The sequence below is a fragment of the Labrenzia sp. 011 genome (assembly GCF_003075075.1).
Lineage (GTDB): Bacteria > Pseudomonadota > Alphaproteobacteria > Rhizobiales > Stappiaceae > Roseibium.
Genome location: NZ_QCYM01000022.1, coordinates 35,831 through 55,839, shown reverse-complemented (window position 1 = coordinate 55,839; position 20,009 = coordinate 35,831). Strand labels below are relative to the sequence as shown.

The following is a 20,009-nucleotide window of genomic DNA, read 5'->3' as shown; positions in this document are numbered from 1 at the left end:
TGATGAGGTGCAGGCTTATTCAGCCGGACGCTTTGCCTTGATTTCTTCATCGCTCGGCATGTAGGGGACCGGATCCTTGTAGGACCAGTCAACCATGACGCCCTTGCCGTCCTTCAGGGCTGTGGTTCCCACGTAAGCCCCCATGGTCGACTGGTTGTCGATGCCGCGATAGACAATTTCGCCCATGGGCGTGTCGACCTTGAGGTCCTCGAAGGCCGCCAGGAGCGCAGGCGTCTCTGTCGACCCGGCCTTTTTCAAGGCGGCTGCGATGCTTTTCACGGTCATGTAGCCGACAAGGGAGCCGATCTTGGGTGTTTCGTCCGGGTAAGCCGCCATATAGGCGTCCACGAAATCCTTGGCAGGGCCTTCCGTGAAGCCGTACCAGGGATAACCGGTGACAAACCAGCCTTCCGGAGCCTCGTCACCCAGCGGGTCGAGATATTCCGGTTCACCGGTAAGCAGTCCATAGACCTTTCGGTCATCGAACAGGCCGCGGAGGGATCCTTCGCGAACAAATTTCTGCAGATCCGGACCGAAGGTGACGTTGTAAATTGCATCCGGTTTTGCCGCTTCGATAGCCTGGACTTCCGAACCGGCGTCGATCTTGAACAGGGCGGGCCACTGTTCGGAAACAAATTCCACTTCCGGCTTGAGCTTCTTCAGGTTTTCCTTGAAAGCCGCAACCGCGGCGGTGCCATATGCATAGTTGGGAGCGATCGTGGCATAGCGGATCGCATCTGTCTTGGCGGCTTCTTCGGCCAGCAGGGCCGCCTGGACATAGGTGGAGGTGCGCAGGCGGAAGGTGTAGGGGTTGCCGGATTCCCAGACCAGTGCATCGGCCAGCGGTTCCGCTGCCAGGTAGATATAGCCCTTTTCGCCGGCAAGAGACGCGATTGCGAGGCCGACGTTCGAAAGGATGCTCCCGGTGAGCATGACCGCGCCTTCCCGGGTCATGAGTTCCTCGGCAATCTTGACCGCATCGCCAGGCTTGCCATTGTCATCGCGGAAGATGAATTCCAGCGGCCGATCCAGGACACCGCCCGCATCGTTGATTTCTTTCTGGGCGAGTTCGATACCCTTCTTGTAGGGCTCGGCAAAGGCGGCCAGTCTCTTGTAGTGGTTGATTTCACCGATCTTGATGCTGTCCGCGGCAAAGGATGAACAGGTTGCCGCCAGCAAGGCGGCGCTTGCCGCTATTAAGGTCTTTAAACTCATTCTATACTTCCCTCGTTCTGGTAGGTGATTGCGGCGCCTTTTCCGGTCGCTCTCTATCGTTTTGCCTGATCCGCCGCGGGTTTTCCCGCTTGTCGGGAGATCAGTCGTGGTAGACGTAAGCAGGGGTCGGACTGGATGCGAGATCCTGCGTCCGTTCCTTCTCTATGAGTTCGCTGATGCGCTTTCGGTAGACCATCGGTCCCTTGTCGATGGCAATCCGGATGGGGCGGCGCTTGGCGGGCCGGTCCTCTTCCTGCTGAATGGCCTCCAGCACGTCCTTGTCTTCCTGAAAAGCGATCCTGAACATGGCATCCATGCTTTCGGAGGCTGCCTCATCGTCAATCGCCGTGTTTCGAATGTGCATCCAGCGGTCGATGGTGTGGTCTCTGGTAACCGGTGTGAGAAAGTGCAGCGCGAAGATTCTGTTGCCTTTGTTGCGCTCGTCTTCCGCCAGATTGTCTGTGGTGGGAGCGCTGCCGAAATCGATCACTGCGATCGAAGGCGTATGGAGATAGTAGTAGTGCCACCGGTCGACGTTGTCCGTGAAGCCTCCGAATTTCCTGAAGAAACCGATGGGTTCCGCATCCCGGATCCAGCGCCAGGCGACGATCGTCTCCCCCTCGGTTGAAACATGTACCGGGACGTTCTCCGAGGCGGCGTTTCCCAGGGTGGTCGGGTGAACAAAGCTCACATGGGCCGGGTCGACGAGGTTCTCGGCGACGTTCATGTAATTTGCTTTCAGATGCAGCGCATCGCCGTGATGGGCCAGCCAGTCGGGATCCGTAAACTCCGGCATGTCGAAGATATCGTCCGGGTCGGCCTTTTCCCTGTCTCCTGTCCAGATCCAGACGATGCCGTGGCGTTCGTGAACGGGATAGGACACGACGTAAGCCGAACTCGGCAGATTGCTCTGGCCCGGAATGCGAACGCATTTGCCGTCGCAGTCAAACGTCATTCCGTGATAGCCGCACTGGATATCGTCTCCCTTCCGCGTGCCAAGCGACAAAGGCAGAAGCCGGTGAGGGCAACGGTCCTCCAGAGCGGCGATCGTGCCGTCCGTCTTCCGGTACATGACGATATGCTCATCCAGGATCGTGAAACGACGGAGGTCGTCGTCGATCTCGGAGGACCAGGCTGCGACGTACCAGGCGTTGCGAACAAATTCCATGGCTCTCCCTCCTGTCTACGGCTATCTCAAACCGTCGGTTCCTTTGATTTCGCCGTGGGTCAGTCCACCGACCCTCGGCAACGGGCGTCCCGTGGATGAAAGGGCAATCGCAATCAGAATTTCGTCTGCGCGGGGGGCGTCGGGAATCCGCACCGGCATTCCATCGAAATGGGACCGGACATAGGCCGCATCCTTGTGGCCAAGCGGCACGTCAAGCGTGTCTCCCGGCCCGCCCATCTTTTTCGAGGAGGGGACCAGAGCCTTGCCGCCGCCGATCACTTCGCGCAAGGGGGCTCCGAGCGCGGGATGCAGAACAGCGGCCGCATGTTCGAGTTCTCCGGCTTCTCCAACCAGGGCGGCCTTGCCGAAACTTTGAATGTCCGAAGGCTGCAATCCGCTCAGTTCGAGACATTTTCTGGCGAGCAGATCCCCCATTTGCGCTCCGATTTCGATCAGTTCGGACAGATCTTCCGCAAACCTGCCCGCTATCGGATTGGTCACGACAGCCGTGCAGCACACACGCACGGAAGCGGGCGCGACAGGCCGGCCTGCCTCTCGAGTGACCGTTTCCTGTGTGGTGACAACTTTGCGGATCAGGGCCGTCATCTCAGACCGTCTTCTCCCTTTATCTCGGAAGCTTTCAGGCCACCGACACGTGCATGAATGCGCGGGCCCGTGGTCATCACCAGCGCCAGCAGGATTTCGTTGGCTTTCGGTCCGTCAGCCAGACCGACCTCCATCGCATCGAAATGGGATCGCACATAGGATGCGTTGCAATGGGTTATCGGAACATCGAGCGTGGTGCCCGGCCCGCCGATCTTTTTCGTCGAGGGGACGATCGCACTGGATGCGGGCAGGATTTCGCGCATGGAATAGCCTCCCGGAACATGCCAGAGGGCGCCGTGTTCCAGTTCCCCGGCCGTTCCGACGATGGCTCCCTTGCCGTAGCCTTCAATGACGCTCGCATCGCCGCCAAGTACGGTCACCATCCTTTCGGCCATGCGCAGACCGAGCGGTTTGAGATCGTCCATGAAACCCGCGATGTCCTCGACATAGGATCCCGCGAAGGGGTTCTCGATGATGCTGACCATGGCCACGCGGCGGAGAGGGCGCTCGGACGCGGGACCGCCTTCATGATAGATTTCTTCCAGTGTCACTGCCGTTTTGCGCAGTATTGGTTCAGGCACAGGCGGCCTCCCTCATTTCGTTTGTTGTAATGTGCAATTGTGGAAAAACGACGCGGCGCTCGCCGGACAACGCGATATAGGCGGCCAGGATCCGGCCTGTCGCGAGATGGTGTTGCGCTGCGTCGACACCGCACTGAAGCGCGGCGTCAGTTTCGCCCGGTGTCAGTTCCGCAACATTCGTGGTTACCGGCCTGTCTTCAAGATCGCTGTCCGGGGAAAGTTCGCAGGCCGGTGTGCGGGTGATCTTGGGGGATAGCGGGAGGTCCACTTTGTTGGCAATCAGCGTTGCGGCAGCATCGGCTTCGGCCGCGCTTCGGGCAAGGACTGTCACGGCGTCTGCAATTCCGAGCGAATGCGACCGGCCGCGCCAGCCGCTTGTGGCCAGACCTCCGACGCCGTCGTTTGGACCGATTTCCACCGTTCCTCCCGACAGACCGATTGCCGGATCGTCACAGATGCCGATCCTGAATGACCCGTCCCGGACGAACAGCGCAATGTCACCACCGTTGTTCACATAGGCCCGGGTCAATGTGCGGCCGCTCTGCAGGATGCTCAGGACATAATCTGCCACGCTGCCGGCAACAGCCGCCATGGGCGTGATGAATTCAGGCGCGAAAGGCCGGGTTGCCGCCCACATGGTTTTGGCGACCGGGCCCGCAGGGGGCGGGCCGGAGGCCGCACGCAGGCGCGGCAATTCCTCCGTCAGGCCGGTGAGGATGGCGGGAAAAACGGCCTGGACCTGGGCATAGGCCTTGAGCACCTCTTCCGGTTCACCGAAGGCCTCCAGCACCAGGTCGATCGGCCCATGCTGAAGATGAAGCCGTCGCCCGTCCGGAAGCATTTGTGCCGTCGGCGTTTCCGACCAGGTCCGGCGGCTCATCAGGATGTCCCTTTCCACGGATAGGCGTTCGCCCTTGTCGGCCAGGGACTGTCGGACGGTGTGGCAACGCCACGCCGGCCTGTCAGGATGTGATCGTTTTGCTTGCCGGTCTTGCCGGACAAGGCTTCCTGCAGCGGCATGACATAGTCCATGTGCCCGCCGAGCGCCCGATAGTCTTCGGCGCGCATCGTGAATTCGATCGGTGCCACAAGGGCGGGTGTTGGAACATAGCCGAAGGCGTTTTTCGGCATGCGTGTCACATCCGCCATCAGGGTTATGCCGCCGCCCGGCCAGATATAGACCGGCGCACCGCCACAACTCACATAGGTCAGGGACTGCTGGACGGACCGGGTCAGGCCGACGGGATGTTCCGTTACTCCGGAACGCAAGGACCCGCCGGCGCCCGCCATGAAAAGCACCGAGGTCAGGGCCGGTTCGCAATTGTCCTCGATCCGCTTCACCGAAGGAAGGAGCCGGTCGGGCATTTCCTTTTGAACCGGCAGCAGCTCTTCATCGAGTTCGAAATATGCTGCGTGTTCTCCCGTCGTGGAGACCATCAGAAGGCTCAATCCGGGTCTGGCGATCCTGGCGTCGAACGTCCCGAGAATGGCCAGGGGGTCCTGCAGGTTGGTTCCACCCCATCCCGTTCCCGGTTCCGCAACCTGGAAATAGCGCCCCGGCGTGGAGCGGCGCCCGTTGATCCTGATGCCTGTCGGTTCCCATCCGATGACCTTGCCTGCCTGATGCTCGGACATGACGCCGGTAATGTGATCGTCGACAACAACCACTTCATCGACGAGGCCCTTCCATTGGGCGGCGAACATGCCGACGGTTGCCGACCCGCAACCGACCCGCATCCGTTCTTCGGAGTTTCCGTTGATGATCGGGGCCTTGCCCGACTGGACCTGGAGCTTCGCGCCGCCATCGATTTCAAGCGCGACCTCTTCCCCGTTGCACAGCGCGAGCATTGTCGAACACGTCAGACGGCCTTCTTTCTTCGACCCTCCGGTAAGGTGATGTACGCCGCCGATGGAGAGCATCTGGCTGCCATATTCCGATGTTGTCACATGGCCGATCACTTCTCCGCCCGATCGCACGGGCGCGCATTCCTCTCCGAGGTGGCGGTCCGTGTCGATCTTCAGCTTGACACCGCAATAGCTGAAGATCCCTTCGGTCACGACGGTGATCATGTCGATGCCGTCGACTTCAGAGGCAACTATGAACGGGGCGGGCTTGTAGTCGGGATAGGTCGTCCCCGCGCCGATAGCGGTGATGAAGCCGTCCTTTCCGGGCACAATCTCGCCGTCCCATTCCTTTTCCAGGAAGGGAACGATATCTCCGCCGGACGCTTCGGTGTGTTCCAGGATTTTCAAGGGATCAAGGCGAACCAGTTGGCCGTTGTCGTTGGCGTAGCGGTCGCAGGCGCCGGAGCGGCCCTCGGCGATGTAGCACATGACCGGACAGGCGTCGCAACGGATCTTTTCTGGCTTGCCTTCAGCAGCAGTCAACGTCCTGACTCCCTTCGTGCGGCGTCTGCATTTCGTTAGTATGCAAACATGTTTTCAAAAAACGTGTCAATGCGGATTGCGCGCGCCTGACGCTGAATTGCTGTGCAGCAATGCCGGAATTCGCATCAGGACCTTCAATCGACAAATGCCCGTTCCACGACAAACTGGGATGGCTTGTTGTTCGCGCCCTCCGTCAGTCCGTGGCTGAGGCACAACTCCTTTGTGTCCTTGAGCATGGCCATGGAGCCACAGATCATGGCGCGGTCTTCTTCGGGCGACATCCTCGGCAAGCCGAGATCATCGAAGAGTTTTCCGCTGACAATCAGGTCGGTCAGGCGGCCCTGCCGGATGAAATCCTCTCTTGTCACTGTGGTGTAGTGCAGGAGGTTGTCCCGAACGAGCTCGCCGACCAGGGGATCTTCGCGCAGACGGGCGACAAGATCCTCGCCGTATTTGAGTTCCTCACGCGTCCGGCAGCCATGGGTCAGGATCACCTGCTCGAACTTGTCATAGGTTTCCGGGTCGCGAATGAGGCTGGCAAAGGGGGCTATGCCGGTTCCCGTCGAGAACATCCACAGGCGCTTGCCGGGAAGAAGCGCGTCATTGACGAGTGTTCCCGTCGCCTTTTTGCGCATCAGGACAGTGTCGCCGGGCTGGATTTTCTGCAGATGTTCGGTCAGCGGGCCGTCGGGAACCTTGATGGAATAGAATTCCAGTTCCTCATCCCAGGCCGGGCTGGCGACGGAATAGGCCCTGAAGACCGGTTTTTCTGCATTCGGCAGGCCGATCATGGCGAATTCACCCGACCGGAACCGGAACTGCCGGGGGCGGGTGACGCGAAAACGGAACAGGGTGGCGGAATAATGCTCAACCTCGTTCACGGTGAGCGCGTAGCATCCGCCCGGAACGGGAAAAGGCGAGGGTTTCCCTTGCAAAATCGGCAATTCGATTTCGAGCTCTTCAGACATGACGAGATGACTCCTGGCTTGCTTCGTGCCCGTGAGGTTCGTTATTATCGTTAGTATACAAACGAAAATAAGTGCAAAAGCAAATAAAAAATGCATGCGTAAAATTTAAGCTATAAATTCGCGCGGGCCTGGTTGACAGTTTCCATTCAGTCGGGTTTTATTTTGTTAGTATACAAACGAAATGCACTGAGGTTGCCGATGCAATTCCATCGACCAGATTCTCTGGATGCCGCTCTTGAAGTGCTGGCGAACGAACCGGTCAGGCTGCTGGCCGGAGGCACCGATTTCTTTCCGGCTCTTGCTGGGAAGACAACGTGCGATCCGATCCTGGATCTGAGTTCCATTGGCACCTTGCGGGGTATTTCCGAAGAGGCGGGTGTGTGGCGCATCGGCGCGACCACGACCTGGTCAGATATCCGGGACGCCCGGTTGCCTGCCCAGTTCAGGGCGTTGCAGCAGGCGGCGGCCGAGGTCGGGTCTCTTCAGATCCAGAATGCCGGTACGATTGCAGGAAATATCTGCAATGCGTCCCCGGCAGCCGACGGGGTTCCGCCACTTCTCGCGCTTGATGCGGATGTGGAAATCGCCGGACCGAAGGGGATTCGGACCGAGCCCTTGTGCGATTTCATTACTGGCGTTCGCAGGACACAGCTGAAATCCGATGAGCTCGTCACCGCACTCAATATTCCGAAACAGCCTGACGGCCGGTCCTGTTTCCTGAAGCTCGGCGCCAGGCGGTATCTGGTCATTTCGATTGCGATGGTGGCGGTCAATGTGACGACGTCCGGGGACGGGTGCGTCACGGAAATTTCAATTGCCGTCGGGGCCTGTTCTGCGGTCGCCCGGCGTCTGCGCGGCCTGGAGCAGCAATTGCCGGGGACGGTGCCGGGGTCGGCCGAACTCGCGCACATCGTTCAAGCCGCCGACTTGTCGGAGTTGACGCCGATTGACGATGTCCGTGCTTCTGCAGCCTATCGCCTCGATGCGGTGAGAACATTGATCACGCGTGCCGTCAAACATGCTGTAGCTGGGGAGACTTAGGGTCATGGCGATTGCGGATTATGAACCGTCATCCTGCGTATCCCTGGAACTGAATGGCCGCACCATCCGGCTTGACGGGCCTCCGGGAGAGCGGCTTTCCTTCGCCTTGCGGGAGCGGGCCGGTGCGACAGATGTCAAGGTGGGCTGCGATGCCGGTGACTGCGGAGCCTGTACCGTTCTTGTCGATGGTGAGGCCGTGTGCGCCTGTACGACGGCGCTGGGCCAGGTTGATGGCGCGCGGGTGGAAACGCAGGCAGGGCTGGTTCGGAACAGCGGAATTGCCAAGGCTCTCGCCAATTCCTTTCAACGGCATCAGGCCGCGCAATGCGGCATTTGCACGCCGGGGATGATGGTTGCCGCTGTCGGTTTGTTGCGCAAGAAGGCGGCGCCGGACGAGACGGACGTTCAGGATGCCCTCGGCGGGGTCCTTTGCCGCTGCACCGGATACCGGAAAATCATTGATGCCGTGATGGATTGTGAAATCTCGGACGGCACTCCGTCCGGTGGTGTCGGTGTGCCGATGGCCCGGGTCGACGGACTGCCTAAGGTGACCGGCAGCGAGCTTTTCAGCGACGATGTCGCAAGCGCGGACGCTCTGGTTCTGCGTGTGGTGCGATGCCCGCATCACCGGGCAAGCTTCACATTCGGTGACCTCGAGGCGTACCGGCTGGAAAACGGCCTCGACCTGATACTGACCGCGGCCGATGTGCCGGGGAAAAACTGTTTTGGCGTGATTCCGGGCTTCGAGGATCAGCCGATGTTTGCCGAGGGGGAAACCCGGTTCAGGAATGAGGCCGTCGCAGCCCTTGTCGGCCCTGGGGAGTTGGTGAATGCGCTGGAATTGGCGCATTTTCCAGTGACATTCACCGCTCTTCCCCACGCCCTGACACCTGACGAAGCCTCTGCCGTTGACGACCTGCACCAGGAAAGAGCCGACAACGTCATGTGCCGCGGCTTTGTGCAAAAAGGAGACGCGACAGCGGCCATGGAGACCGCTGACGTTGTCGTGGAAGGCCGGTTTTCAACGGGCTTTGTCGAACATGCCTACATCGAACCGGAAGCCGCATTCGCCCGGCGTGTCGGTGACCGGATCGAAGTGCGGTGCTGCACGCAGGCGCCGGTGATGAACCAGGAGGGACTGGCGGGTCTGCTTGGATTGAGCAAGGAAGATGTCCGTGTCATTCCGACAGCGGTCGGTGGCGGGTTCGGATCAAAACTTGACCTGACGGCCCAGCCCTATGTGGCGCTGGCGGCCTGGATCCTGCGCAAACCGGTGCGTGTCACCTACAGCCGGATTGAATCGATCACGACTTCCACCAAGCGCCATCCGTCCGAAATCGAAATGAAGATCGGCGCGGACAGGGAAGGCAACATCGTCGCGGTCGAGTTCGACGGAACTTTCAACACCGGAGCCTATGCCAGCTGGGGCCCGACGGTGGCGAACCGGGTTCCCATCCATGCATCCGGTCCCTACCTGACGCCGAATTATACCGCCCGCAGCGCCGGAATTCACACCAATACAACGCCGGCCGGTGCGTTCCGCGGGTTCGGCGTGCCGCAATCGGCGCTCGCGCAGGAGCCGCTCTACGACGATCTTGCCAATGCCCTGGGTATCGACCGCCTGGAGTTTCGGCGCAGAAATGCCCTGAAGAACGGCGACCCGACCGTGACCGGGCAGGTTTTCGAGACGGGCATGGGCATTGTCGACTGTTTCGATGCTCTGGAACCGACCTGGACCCGGGCGCTGAAAGAGGCGCGCGACTTCAACGCCAGGGGCGGGCCCGTGCGTCGCGGCGTCGGGATTGCAGGCGGCTGGTACGGCTGCGGCAACACATCCATGTCGAACCCGTCCACGATCAAGGCAGGGGTGACCGCCAGTGGCCAGATCGTGCTGCATCAGGGGGCGGTCGATATCGGCCAGGGATCCAATACGGTCATAACGCAGATCTTTGCGACAGCGCTCGGGGCTCCGGTCCAGCAAATCGAGCTCGTCGGACCGGACACGGACCTGACACCGGATGCGGGCAAGACCTCGGCCAGTCGTCAGACCTTCATCACCGGCAATGCGGCCCGTCTGGCAGGCGAAGCCCTGAGGGCGCGTATTTTGCGTCTCGCGAATGTTTCGGCCGAGGCCGAGCTGAAATTCGCCGATGGTATCATCAGCGTTTCGGACGACCGGGACGAACGGGAAATCAAGCTGGCGACGCTGGAACCGGACTCTGCCGAATATGTCCTGGAGGTGGCCGGGACCTACGATCCTCCCACCAAGCCTCTCGACGAGAATGGCCAGGGCATTCCCTATGCGGTGTTCGGCACCACCGCCCAGATGGCCGAACTCGAAGTGGATCTCGAACTCGGGACGGTGAAACTCCTGAAGATCACGGCCGCGCATGATGTCGGCAAGGCGATCAACCCGCTTCTGGTGGAAGGGCAGGTGCAAGGTGGCGTGGCGCAGGGAATAGGCATGGCGCTGATGGAGGAGTTCCTGCCGGGGCGGACGGAAAACTTTCACGACTACCTCATGCCGACAATCGGCGATGTACCGCCCATCGAGACCTTCATTCTGGAAAGCGGTGACGAGCACGGCCCTTACGGTGCCAAGGGACTGGGTGAACACTGTCTGATCCCGACCGCACCGGCGATCATGAACGCAATCAAGGATGCGTGCGGCGCGCGTGTCGCGCATCTGCCGGCGACGCCGGACAAGGTTCTTGCCGCGATCAAGGCCGTTAAGCGGGCATGAATTTCAACAAGCGCATCCTACATCAAGAATAGATCCATAAATGAAATCATCCCCATCAAGCGCTACCGACACTTCGCATCCGCAAGCTGCCGGGAACCCTGCCACCTCCCGAGTGGCCGGTGTCGACGTTGGCGGAACCTTTACGGATCTCGTCCTGTATGACGCCGAGACAAGGTCGGTCCGGCTGGCCAAGACGCCGACCACGCTGAACAACCAGGCATTCGGTGTGTTGAAGGCGCTGGAACTCGCCGATGCCGATCTCTCCAGCCTGGACCTGATCGTTCACGGCACCACGACCACGACCAATGCGGTGCTGGAGCGGACCCTTTGCAGGACCGGCCTGATCACGACGGAGGGGTTCCGGGACATTCTGGAGCTCGGACGGCGCACGCGCCCCCAGGCCTACGGGATGAAAGGCGAGTTCAGACCTGTGATCCCGCGGGATCTGCGGCTGGAAGTGCCCGAGCGTTTGCTGGCCGACGGAACAGTGTACAGGCCCCTGGACGAGGAGGCCTTCAAAAGTGCCTTGCGGGAGCTGCTGGAAAAGGGCTGCGAGGCGCTGGTGGTGCATTTCCTCCACGCCTACGCCAATCCGGCGCATGAAATCCGGGCCGGTCAAATCGCGGCCGAGATCTGGCCGAATGAAAACATAACCCTTGGCCACGCACTTCTTTCGGAAAGCCGGGAGTTTGAACGCGGCGTGACCGCCGCCATCAATGCTTCCGTGCAACCTTTGCTGCGCCGCTATATCGAGCGGCTGGCCGATCAGCTTTCCGAAAAAGGGTACCGGCACGATGTTCTGGTCATGAATGGCAACGGCGGGATGGTTTCCGCGCGCCGTGTCGCCGTTGAAGCGGCCAAGACAGTCATGTCCGGTCCGGCATCGGGCGTCATGGCCGCCGCCTATACCGGGCGTCGTGCCGGAATTCCGAACCTACTGACTTACGACATGGGGGGAACCTCCACGGACGTTGCGCTGATCCGCAACGCAGAGCCGGCGGTCTCCAACGAGATCGAGATCGAATATGCCATGCCGATCCATGTTCCGATGGTGGATGTGCGCACGGTCGGTGCCGGCGGCGGATCGATCGCCCGGATCACGGAGGCGGGCCTGCTCCAGGTCGGTCCGGAGAGCGCCGGGTCAACGCCCGGGCCTGTCTGTTACGGGCGGGGAGGCACGGAGCCGACCATTTCGGATGCCAACATCCTCCTCGGCCGCATGAATCCCGAGAAACTCAATTCCGTGTCCTCGACGGTGACGCTGGCGGATGTCGAGAAGGTCTTTGCCGAAAAGCTTGGAAAGCCACTGGGGATCAGCGCCCGGGAAGCCGCCGCGGCGGTGTTGAGAATAGCCAATACGCGCATGGCCGACGCGGTGCGTATGGTTTCCGTCAGTCTTGGCGAGGACCCGCGCGACTATGCCCTGTTCGCCTTCGGTGGCGCCGGCCCGCTGCACGCGACGTCCATCGCGAGGGAACTCGGCGTTCCCCGTGTCCTGGTGCCCTCGCGTCCCGGGATTACCAACGCGCTGGGCTGCGTTGTGGCCGACCTGCGTCATGATTTCGTCAACACGGTCAACAAGGCGCTGTCGGTCCTGGATATCGAAGATGTACATTCGCTGTTCGACACTCAGGCGTCTGAAGGCAGGGCTCTTATCGAAAAGGAAAATGTTCAGATCGAGGAGCTTCGCGAGATCTATTCCGTCGACATGCAGTTCATCGGGCAGACCCACCTCCTGCGGGTTCCGTTGCCTGGGCCCCGCCCGAGCCTGGACGACCTGCAGGACCTTTTCGAAAAGTCCTATTTCAACCGTTTTCACGTGGAATTGCCGGAAATCAAGGCAAGTCTCGTCAACGTCAATTGCTCCGTGATCGGCCGCAGGTCCGAAATAGATCTTTCGCTGCTGATCGACCCTGCCGGCCGGAAGGCTTCACTCCAGGACGCGATGAGCGGTCGCCGCGATGTGTGGTTCGACAGTCTGGTGGACACGCCGATCTACTGGCGCGATCATCTTCCGCTCGATGCGGAGATCACCGGGCCTGCCATCATCGAACAGATGGACACGACGATCGTCATCGATCCCGGCGACAAGGCCGTGCAGGACCCGGACGGCAATATCATCATTGAACTGGGAGCCGGCGCATGAGCATTGACCCGATCACCCTCAGCGTCATTCAGTCCGGCCTGCAGCAGGTCTGCGACGAAATGGATCTCAGTTTCTCCCGAGCGGCGTTTTCACCGGTGATCGCGGAGGCGAATGACCGCTCCGACGGGATCTATTCCGCGCAGGACGGATCCCTGATTGCGCAGGGCTCGCAAGGGCTGCCGGTCTTTGTCGGCACTATGCAGTACTCGACACGGGTCCTGATCGAAATGATCGGGCGGGGCGAAGTCCCGGCTCCGGTGGAGGGCGATATCTATATCGTCAACGATCCCTATCTGGGCGGCACGCACCTAATGGATGTGCGGTTTGCCATGCCCTTTTACCGGGACGGTGACATCTTCTGCTGGCTGTCGAACACGGGACACTGGCCCGACACGGGCGGCGCGGTTCCGGGCGGCTTTTCCGCATCCGCAACTTCGGTGGAGCAGGAAGGTTTGCGGCTGCCGCCGGTCCGTCTGTTCAAGCAGGGTGAGCTCGATCGGGAAATCTACTCCATCATTTGCTCGAATATCCGCGTTGCGGATCAGCGGATAGGCGACGTCAAGGCCCAGGCTGCGGCGCTGCTGGTTGGCGCGGAGCGCCTGACGCGGATCCTCGACCGCTACGGCGACGGTGTCGTGAAGCAGTCGATCGAGGAGCTCAGACAGCGCGCGGCGGATCAGATGCGCGCAAATGTGCGGCTGATCCCGAACGGGATCTACCGCTCCAAAGCCTATGTGGACTCCGATGGCGTGGTCAACGAACCGCTTGTGATCAATCTGGCGATCGAAGCGGCCGACGGTGAGCTGACGTTCGATTTTTCCGGTTCTTCCGGTCCCTGCAGAGGGCCGATGAATTCCGTCCTGGCGACGACACTGTCCTCGGTCTATCTGGCCATGCGGCACATCTTTCCCGAGGTTCCCATCAGTGCCGGGGCTTTCGAACCGCTCAAGGTGCTTCGCCCGGAAGGAACTTTTCTCGACGCGCAATATCCGCGTCCGGTGTCCGGATGTGCGGCGGAGGTCAGTCAGCGGGTTGCCGAGGCCGTCTTTGCCGCTCTCGTGGAAGCATTGCCGGACAGGGTGACGGCCGCACCGGCGGGCAGTTCCGGCAACTTCGCGCTGGGCGGATTCGACCCGGCAAGCGAGCGCGAGTTCGTGATGTATCAGATCTCGGGCGGGGGGTATGGAGGAAACTCCGATCACGACGGGCTGAGCAATGGCTGCTCGACGATCGGGATTTCCAAGGCTCCGCCGGTGGAGATCATGGAACAGCAGTTTCCCGTTCTCTATCATCGCTATGCCCTGCGGGAAGGCTCCGGAGGCGCAGGCCGGCATCGGGGCGGGTTCGGACTGGATTACGAGATCGAGCTGCTGCGGGGGCATGCAACCGCCAGCTTCGTCATGGACCATGGACGCTTCGGGCCGCAAGGCGCTCTTGGCGGACAGGACGGCGAGCCAAATTCCGTCACGGTCTGGCAGAACGGGAAAGCCATGGTGCCGGAGCATCTTTCCAAGGCGCAGGACATTCCCCTTCAGCCCGGCGACAGGGTCCGGGTCGGAACTCCGGGTGGCGGTGGCTATGGACCTCCGGAGGAGCGGGAGAAGGATCTGATCGAAGAGGATGTGCGATTGGGCCGCTACTCGGCAGAAGAGGCAAAAGCGGCTTTTGGAAAGCCGCCGTCGCCTGTCTGACCCACCAAGGACATGCCCCGGCCGCGTACCCGGTGCGCTCACAATATCGTCTGACCGAAGCCGAGACTTGGCGCGCTTTGCGCGTCAGGCGTCGTCCCGGTCGCTTGACACGATCTCCTTGTTCTTCGGAATTGACCGACCTGGTCCTCCTCTGCGTCGCGAAAGGCTTGAAAATGACTCCCATTTCCTGCGTTTTCGCTCCTTGATAAAGACCATGTCATCTTCATTGATGAGGTCAAACCCCAGGACAGGAAGCATCAACTGATGGAAATCAACATTCCGGCGGTCAGGGCGGAGGTCGAAGAGGCCTTCGCCGTCTATGAACTTGCCCTTGTCACCAACGATGTTGCCACGCTCGACCGGTTGTTCTTCGAGGCGCCGACGACCATCCGCTACGGCGGTGGTGAAAATCTCTACGGCTACGACGAGATTGCGGCCTTCCGCTCTGCCCGAAGTGGCAAGGACCTCTCCCGTCGCCTCGACCGGACGGTGATCACCACATATGGCACCGCCTTCGCCACCGCATCGACGCTGTTCTATCGCGACAGCGCGCCGGACAAGGTCGGTCGCCAGATGCAGACATGGATCAAGACCCCCGACGGCTGGAAAGTCGTCGCCGCCCATGTCAGCGTCATTGACGATATCGCCTAGGCTGCAGGACGTCCGGTGCCGGAGATGTCCGCGACCTGGCATTGGAACATTGGATTATAGGGGGGGCTTCGGCAAGGGCGGGGCGTGCGGGCTCAGCCGCGCAGGTCCGGCAAGCCGATGCCCGTGCTTTCGAAGCCGCCGTCGCTGGCGACGATCTGGCCGGTGACATAGCTGGCCTTGTCGCTGCACAGAAAGGCGATGACTTCTCCGATTTCCTCTTCCGAACCGTAGCGGTTCAGCGGAATGGCATCGTGATAGGCGGCAATGATGGCCGGTGAGTGGACGGCCATGGCCAGTTTGGTCCGTACCGGTCCCGGGCATACGCAATTGGCGCGGATGCCGTATTCGCCAAGTTCCGCCGCCTGCTGCTTGGTGATGTGGATGACGGCCGCTTTCGACGTGCCGTAGGCGACGCGGAGCGTGGAGGCACGCAGACCCGAGATGGAGGCGATGTTGACGATGGCGCCACGGGTCTCGCGCAGGGCCGGAATCGCCGCCTGGGACATCAGGAAGACACCGTCAAGATTGGTGTCCATCACCCTGCGCCAGCGCGCAAAGGTGGTCTCCTCGATCGGCCCGAAATCCGCCACGCCCGCATTGTTGACGAGGGCGTCGATCCGCCCGAACTGCTCCAGAACATCCTTGTAGAGCTGATCGACGGCCTCCGGGATCGACACGTCACAGACAAACGCCCGGGCACCTTCAAGATCCCCGCAGACGTCCGTGAGCGTCTCGGCGTCGCGGTCGATCATGGCGACGTTCCAGCCGTCACGCAGGAAGAGCTTCGTGGTGGCAAGACCTATGCCGCGGGCGGCGCCGGTCACGAGGGCGAGTTTCTGTGTCATTTGAAGTCAGTCTCCCAGAAGAATCAGATGGCGGCGTTGCCCATGAGGATCGACATGCCGCCGTCGACCGGAAGGTCGACGCCGGTGATGAAGCCGGCCGCGTCGGATGCGAGGAACAGGGCGGCTTCCGCCACGTCCCATGCGGTGCCCTGGCGTTTCATCGGCACCTGGGCCGCGCGGGACTGCGCCACTGCCCGGCGATCGGTGGACGCGGCGACATGGGCCTGCACATGCGGGGTGTCGATCATGCCCGGCACAACGGTGTTGGCGCGCACGCCCCGGGCGGCGTATTCCGCCGCGACGCTGCGGGACAGCCGGCTGAGGGCGGCCTTGGAGGTCTCGTAGCCGACATATGCGTAAGGGCCGTTCAGATGGGCCGCGAGCGTGGTGATGTAGACGATGGCGCCGCCGCCGTCGTCCTCAAGGGCCGGCAGGGCAGCCCTTGTGACATGGAAGGCGGCATCCAGATTGACGGCAAACACCTTGTGCCAGTCCTCCGGCGTCGTGTCGGCAATGCCGCCACGGGTGCTGATGCCGATGTTGAAATGCAGGATGTCGAGCCCGCCGAATGTGTCGACGGCCTTGGCCACGGCGGCCCCTGCAACCTCGGGGTCGGTCATGTCGCCGATGAAGGCCTCGGCGGTTCCGTCTGCCTCGCGGATCAGGTCCACGGTGGTGCCGGCCGCGGCCGCGCTGCGGTCGACGACGAGGACGCGCGCGCCCTCGCCGGCATAGAGGACGGCAGCGGCCTTGCCGTTGCCCCATCCGGGGCCGACGGAGCCGCCGCCGATGACGATGACGCGTTTGCCGGCGACCCGGCCGGTCTGTGCTGTGTCGGTCATTGCATCACCAGGTCAGGCAGCCAGAGGGCGATTTCCGGAAAGGCGACGACGAGGCCGAGCAGGACAAGCTGAACGAGCACGAAGGGAATGATGCCCCGGTAGATGTCGCGCATGGCCAGCATGTTGCCTGCAGCACCCTTGAGGTAGAACAGGGCGAATCCGAATGGCGGGGTCAGGAAGCTGGTCTGCAGATTGAGCGATACCAGAATGGCGAACCAGTAGATCATCTGCGACTTTTCGACATGATCGCCCAGATCCATCAGCGGAACGATGGGCGCGAAGATCGGCAGCATGATCAGGGTGATCTCGATCCAGTCGAAGAAAAACCCCATGACGAAGATCATCGCCATGATGGAGATCAGCAGGCCCCAGTCGCCGAAGGGCAGGGCGCGGGCGGTGTCGACGATGAAATGCTCTCCGCCGACCTTGCGGAAGATGTAGGAGAAGGCCGTGGCGCCGACGAAGATGAAGAACAGCATCCCCAGCGATGTCACCGACCCGTCCATGGATTCGCGCAAAGTCACCCGGTTGAGCCGGCCGCGCAGCAGGCCGATGAGCAGGGCGGCCACGACGCCGACACCCGAGGCTTCGGTCGGTGTGGCGAAGCCGCCGAGAATGGAGCCGAGCACGGCGGTGATCATCAGCAGGGGGGCAAGGACGGATTTCAGGGTTTCAAGCCACAGTCCGCCTCTTTCCGCCTCGGTCAGCGGCGGCGCCTTGGGCGCGAGGGACGGCTGGAGAAACGAGCGGGTGACGATGTAGATCACATAGCAGGTGGCCAGAAGGAGCCCGGGCAGGAGGGCCGCGATGAACAGCCGTCCCAGGGAAATCGACAGAAGGTCTCCCATGAACACCAGCATCACCGACGGGGGAATGAGAATGCCGAGGGTGCCCGCGGAGGCGACGGTGCCGGCGGAAAGCCCCTTGTCGTAGCCGTTTTCCAGCATGGTGGGCAGGGCCAGCATGGTCAGCATGATGACGGAGGCGCCGATGATGCCGGTGGCGGCGGCCAGGATCGTGCCCATGAGGACGACCGCCAGGGCAAGGCCGCCGGGCACGACCCGCATCAGCCGCTGCAGGGTCAGGAGAAGATCCTCGGCGATGCGGGTCTTCTCCATGATCAGGCCCATGAAGATGAACATGGGGGCCGCGACCAGGATGGGATTGTCGATGGTTCCGGAAAAGATCCGGTTGGGCAGCAGGGTTGCATGGACCAGGCGCATGTCGCCGGTCCAGATGGCGAGCAGCCCGAAGACGAGGCTTGTTCCCATCAGCATGATCGCCACCGGTGCTCCGGAGAACAGCAGCACGATCAGCGACAGGAACATGGCGCCCGGCAAGATCGCGGAGATCGTCTCGATCATGGATCAGGTCTCCCAGGGGCTTGGCAGGATGTCGGGCCGGCGCAGGGCGACAATGGCCTTGAAGAGAACGGCGAGCCCGCCGGAAATGGTCAGCAGGGCGCCGATCGGGATCACTGACTTGATGATCCAGCGGTTCGGCAGGCCGACGCCGCCGGAACTGCCTTCGCCGCGCTCGAAGGAGCGCAGCACGAAGTCGTATCCGAACCAGGTCAGCAGCAGCATGAAGGGAATGAGAAAGGCGACGATGGCGACGATCTCGAACCGCAGCCGGGTGTCCTGGCGCATGTTCGTGGAGAAGATGTCTATCCGCACATGGGCGTCGGCAAGATAGGTCCAGCCGAAGCAGAGCACGGCGATCGCGCCGTGAATGTGCCACTCCAGTTCCTGGAGCTTGAAGGAGCCGGTGGAGAAGAACCGCCTGCCGATAACGTCATAGAGAATGACCGCCGCCAGAACCAGCAACAGCCAGCCGCACAATCTTGCCGCCAGGCGGCAGGGGAGTGCCAGCATATCGGAAAGCCGCAAAAGAGTGTTCATCAGACGTACCTTGGTCTGGTCTCGGGTCTGGCGAGGGAGCCGGGCGCGGCGCGCCCGGCACTTCGGACTATTTCAGGTAGGCCAGATCGGACCAGTTCTGGAAGTTCTTGCGGAACTCGGACAGGCTCTCCCAGGCGCGCTTGAAATCCGGATCGGCTTCGGACTGCTCGACGACGACCTCGTCCCAGGACTGGCTGAAGGCGGCCATCATTTCGTCGTTCCACTGATGCACCTGCACGCCGGCGGCTTTCAGGTCTTCCAGCGGCTGCAGCTGCTTGGCTTCCCCTTCGGCGGCGGTCATGGCGACATTGGCCTGACAGGCCGTCTGGATGACGGTGCGCTGCTGGTCGGACAGGCCGTCCCAGACATCCTGATTGATGATGAAGGTGATCAGCGACGTCTGCTGGTGCCATCCCGGGAAATAGTAGTGAGAGGCATACTCGTTCATGGCGACCGCCTTGTCGATCAGCGGGAACGAGACCTCGGCGGCGTCGATGGTGCCGAGGCGCAGGCCGGTCAGCGTGTCGGCGACCGGCATGGACTGGGCTTCGACGCCGAGCTTGCCCATGACGGCGGCTCCAAGGCCGAAGACGCGCATCTTGATGCCCTGGAGATCTTCCGGCGTGTTGATTTCCTTGGCGAACCAGCCGGAGGCTTCCGGCACCAGGATGGCGCAGAGCTCCGTGTGAATGTTGTACGGAGCGGTGATGTCGGCCCACAGTTCGCTGCCGCCGCCATAATACCACCAGGCGGTATAGGCGCGCACGTCCGGCCCGAAGGGAACGGCGGTAAAGATCGCCGCGGAGGGGATGATGCCCTGGGCGAAGCCCGGGCTGTACCAGCCCGCGTCCACGGCGCCGGTGGAGATCGCATCCCACATTTCGTTGCCGCCGACGATCGCGCCCGGCTCGTTGAACTCGATCTTCAGATCGCCGCCGGTCAGGGCTTCCACCTGTTCGGTCAGGTGAATGCCGCTATCTCCCAGAAGGGGAAGCGACGAGGGATAGACGCTCTGCATGACAAGCGTCTCTGCCTGAGCGGCGGCTGAAAGCGAAAGTGCCGCGGCAGCGGCAAGTGCAAAAGTCTTCATCGGATTTTCCTCCCGTTTGCGCGTTCATCTCCGGGAAAGCCGCCGTCAATTTTCAGGCAGTATCCATATCATGGATGAAGTCGCTGAGCGTAGCGTAGCGTCATGCTTGAAAAAATGTAAGGCAAAATTTGTG

The 20,009-nt window shown here is 61.5% G+C and carries 17 protein-coding genes; 5 read left to right on the top strand and 12 right to left on the bottom strand.

The features are described from left to right. Window positions 1-15 precede the first annotated feature (15 nt). The 7 genes from DCO57_RS18940 to DCO57_RS18910 all read right to left on the bottom strand — a co-directional run bounded on the left by DCO57_RS18940 (window position 16) and on the right by DCO57_RS18910 (window position 6,926). Window positions 16-1,215: an ABC transporter substrate-binding protein gene (locus DCO57_RS18940; RefSeq protein ID WP_116700484.1), complete on the bottom strand. Its 1,200-nt coding sequence runs from the start codon at window positions 1,213-1,215 to the stop codon at window positions 16-18. A gap of 100 nt (window positions 1,216-1,315) precedes the next feature. Further along, window positions 1,316-2,383: an aromatic ring-hydroxylating dioxygenase subunit alpha gene (locus DCO57_RS18935; protein ID WP_116700483.1), complete on the bottom strand. Its 1,068-nt coding sequence runs from the start codon at window positions 2,381-2,383 to the stop codon at window positions 1,316-1,318. Between the two features lie 21 nt (window positions 2,384-2,404). Then, entirely contained in the window at window positions 2,405-2,989 is a 585-nt protein-coding gene (locus DCO57_RS18930; RefSeq protein ID WP_116700482.1) for an amino acid synthesis family protein, read from the bottom strand. After that, on the bottom strand, window positions 2,986-3,570 hold the full coding sequence (locus DCO57_RS18925) for an amino acid synthesis family protein (RefSeq protein WP_116700481.1): 585 nt from the start codon (window positions 3,568-3,570) through the stop codon (window positions 2,986-2,988). Before DCO57_RS18925 ends, DCO57_RS18930 begins: the two co-directional genes overlap by 4 nt. Next, complete coding sequence (locus tag DCO57_RS18920; protein WP_116700480.1) at window positions 3,563-4,450, bottom strand: UPF0280 family protein; 888 nt, start codon at window positions 4,448-4,450, stop codon at window positions 3,563-3,565. The genes DCO57_RS18925 and DCO57_RS18920 overlap by 8 nt, the downstream gene beginning before the upstream one ends. Next, window positions 4,450-5,904, bottom strand: a complete 1,455-nt coding sequence (locus DCO57_RS18915; RefSeq protein WP_244287976.1) for a 6-hydroxynicotinate reductase — start codon at window positions 5,902-5,904, stop codon at window positions 4,450-4,452. The genes DCO57_RS18920 and DCO57_RS18915 overlap by 1 nt, the downstream gene beginning before the upstream one ends. Window positions 5,905-6,092: 188 nt before the next feature. Beyond that, window positions 6,093-6,926 (bottom strand): ferredoxin--NADP reductase, encoded by an 834-nt coding sequence (locus DCO57_RS18910; protein ID WP_116700478.1) that lies wholly within the window; start codon window positions 6,924-6,926, stop codon window positions 6,093-6,095. Between the two features lie 198 nt (window positions 6,927-7,124). Between DCO57_RS18910 and DCO57_RS18905 the strand changes: the two genes are divergently transcribed. From DCO57_RS18905 to hpxZ, 5 genes are all read left to right on the top strand, one after another. Continuing rightward, window positions 7,125-7,967 (top strand): xanthine dehydrogenase family protein subunit M, encoded by an 843-nt coding sequence (locus DCO57_RS18905; protein ID WP_116700477.1) that lies wholly within the window; start codon window positions 7,125-7,127, stop codon window positions 7,965-7,967. 4 nt (window positions 7,968-7,971) lie between these two features. Beyond that, complete coding sequence (locus DCO57_RS18900) at window positions 7,972-10,710, top strand: molybdopterin cofactor-binding domain-containing protein (protein WP_116700476.1); 2,739 nt, start codon at window positions 7,972-7,974, stop codon at window positions 10,708-10,710. A 40-nt stretch (window positions 10,711-10,750) separates the two neighbouring features. Continuing rightward, window positions 10,751-12,856, top strand: a complete 2,106-nt coding sequence (locus tag DCO57_RS18895; RefSeq protein WP_116700475.1) for a hydantoinase/oxoprolinase family protein — start codon at window positions 10,751-10,753, stop codon at window positions 12,854-12,856. Next, window positions 12,853-14,547, top strand: a complete 1,695-nt coding sequence (locus tag DCO57_RS18890; protein ID WP_116700474.1) for a hydantoinase B/oxoprolinase family protein — start codon at window positions 12,853-12,855, stop codon at window positions 14,545-14,547. The genes DCO57_RS18895 and DCO57_RS18890 overlap by 4 nt, the downstream gene beginning before the upstream one ends. Window positions 14,548-14,811: 264 nt before the next feature. Next, window positions 14,812-15,198: an oxalurate catabolism protein HpxZ gene (gene hpxZ, locus DCO57_RS18885; RefSeq protein ID WP_116700473.1), complete on the top strand. Its 387-nt coding sequence runs from the start codon at window positions 14,812-14,814 to the stop codon at window positions 15,196-15,198. 92 nt (window positions 15,199-15,290) lie between these two features. Here hpxZ and DCO57_RS18880 read toward each other — a convergent pair whose 3' ends face one another. The 5 genes from DCO57_RS18880 to DCO57_RS18860 all read right to left on the bottom strand — a co-directional run bounded on the left by DCO57_RS18880 (window position 15,291) and on the right by DCO57_RS18860 (window position 19,876). Further along, on the bottom strand, window positions 15,291-16,043 hold the full coding sequence (locus tag DCO57_RS18880; protein WP_116700472.1) for an SDR family oxidoreductase: 753 nt from the start codon (window positions 16,041-16,043) through the stop codon (window positions 15,291-15,293). Window positions 16,044-16,066: 23 nt separating this feature from the next. Beyond that, window positions 16,067-16,885 (bottom strand): SDR family NAD(P)-dependent oxidoreductase, encoded by an 819-nt coding sequence (locus DCO57_RS18875; RefSeq protein WP_116700471.1) that lies wholly within the window; start codon window positions 16,883-16,885, stop codon window positions 16,067-16,069. Then, window positions 16,882-18,249: a TRAP transporter large permease subunit gene (locus DCO57_RS18870; RefSeq protein ID WP_116700470.1), complete on the bottom strand. Its 1,368-nt coding sequence runs from the start codon at window positions 18,247-18,249 to the stop codon at window positions 16,882-16,884. The genes DCO57_RS18875 and DCO57_RS18870 overlap by 4 nt, the downstream gene beginning before the upstream one ends. A gap of 3 nt (window positions 18,250-18,252) precedes the next feature. Beyond that, window positions 18,253-18,786, bottom strand: a complete 534-nt coding sequence (locus DCO57_RS18865) for a TRAP transporter small permease subunit (protein ID WP_116700469.1) — start codon at window positions 18,784-18,786, stop codon at window positions 18,253-18,255. 67 nt (window positions 18,787-18,853) lie between these two features. Beyond that, window positions 18,854-19,876 (bottom strand): TRAP transporter substrate-binding protein, encoded by a 1,023-nt coding sequence (locus tag DCO57_RS18860; protein ID WP_208978038.1) that lies wholly within the window; start codon window positions 19,874-19,876, stop codon window positions 18,854-18,856. Window positions 19,877-20,009: the final 133 nt, after the last annotated feature.

What these genes read in the sequence shown, in the direction of transcription:
- DCO57_RS18940 (WP_116700484.1), bottom strand. Translation starts at nt 1,215, where the DNA reads ATGAGTTTAAAGACCTTAATAGCGGCAAGCGCCGCCTTGCTGGCGGCA.
- DCO57_RS18935 (WP_116700483.1), bottom strand. Translation starts at nt 2,383, where the DNA reads ATGGAATTTGTTCGCAACGCCTGGTACGTCGCAGCCTGGTCCTCCGAG.
- DCO57_RS18930 (WP_116700482.1), bottom strand. Translation starts at nt 2,989, where the DNA reads ATGACGGCCCTGATCCGCAAAGTTGTCACCACACAGGAAACGGTCACT.
- DCO57_RS18920 (WP_116700480.1), bottom strand. Translation starts at nt 4,450, where the DNA reads ATGAGCCGCCGGACCTGGTCGGAAACGCCGACGGCACAAATGCTTCCG.
- DCO57_RS18915 (WP_244287976.1), bottom strand. Translation starts at nt 5,904, where the DNA reads ATGTGCTACATCGCCGAGGGCCGCTCCGGCGCCTGCGACCGCTACGCC.
- DCO57_RS18910 (WP_116700478.1), bottom strand. Translation starts at nt 6,926, where the DNA reads ATGTCTGAAGAGCTCGAAATCGAATTGCCGATTTTGCAAGGGAAACCC.
- DCO57_RS18905 (WP_116700477.1), top strand. Translation starts at nt 7,125, where the DNA reads ATGCAATTCCATCGACCAGATTCTCTGGATGCCGCTCTTGAAGTGCTG.
- DCO57_RS18900 (WP_116700476.1), top strand. Translation starts at nt 7,972, where the DNA reads ATGGCGATTGCGGATTATGAACCGTCATCCTGCGTATCCCTGGAACTG.
- DCO57_RS18895 (WP_116700475.1), top strand. Translation starts at nt 10,751, where the DNA reads ATGAAATCATCCCCATCAAGCGCTACCGACACTTCGCATCCGCAAGCT.
- DCO57_RS18890 (WP_116700474.1), top strand. Translation starts at nt 12,853, where the DNA reads ATGAGCATTGACCCGATCACCCTCAGCGTCATTCAGTCCGGCCTGCAG.
- hpxZ (WP_116700473.1), top strand. Translation starts at nt 14,812, where the DNA reads ATGGAAATCAACATTCCGGCGGTCAGGGCGGAGGTCGAAGAGGCCTTC.
- DCO57_RS18880 (WP_116700472.1), bottom strand. Translation starts at nt 16,043, where the DNA reads ATGACACAGAAACTCGCCCTCGTGACCGGCGCCGCCCGCGGCATAGGT.
- DCO57_RS18875 (WP_116700471.1), bottom strand. Translation starts at nt 16,885, where the DNA reads ATGACCGACACAGCACAGACCGGCCGGGTCGCCGGCAAACGCGTCATC.
- DCO57_RS18870 (WP_116700470.1), bottom strand. Translation starts at nt 18,249, where the DNA reads ATGATCGAGACGATCTCCGCGATCTTGCCGGGCGCCATGTTCCTGTCG.
- DCO57_RS18865 (WP_116700469.1), bottom strand. Translation starts at nt 18,786, where the DNA reads ATGAACACTCTTTTGCGGCTTTCCGATATGCTGGCACTCCCCTGCCGC.
- DCO57_RS18860 (WP_208978038.1), bottom strand. Translation starts at nt 19,876, where the DNA reads ATGAAGACTTTTGCACTTGCCGCTGCCGCGGCACTTTCGCTTTCAGCC.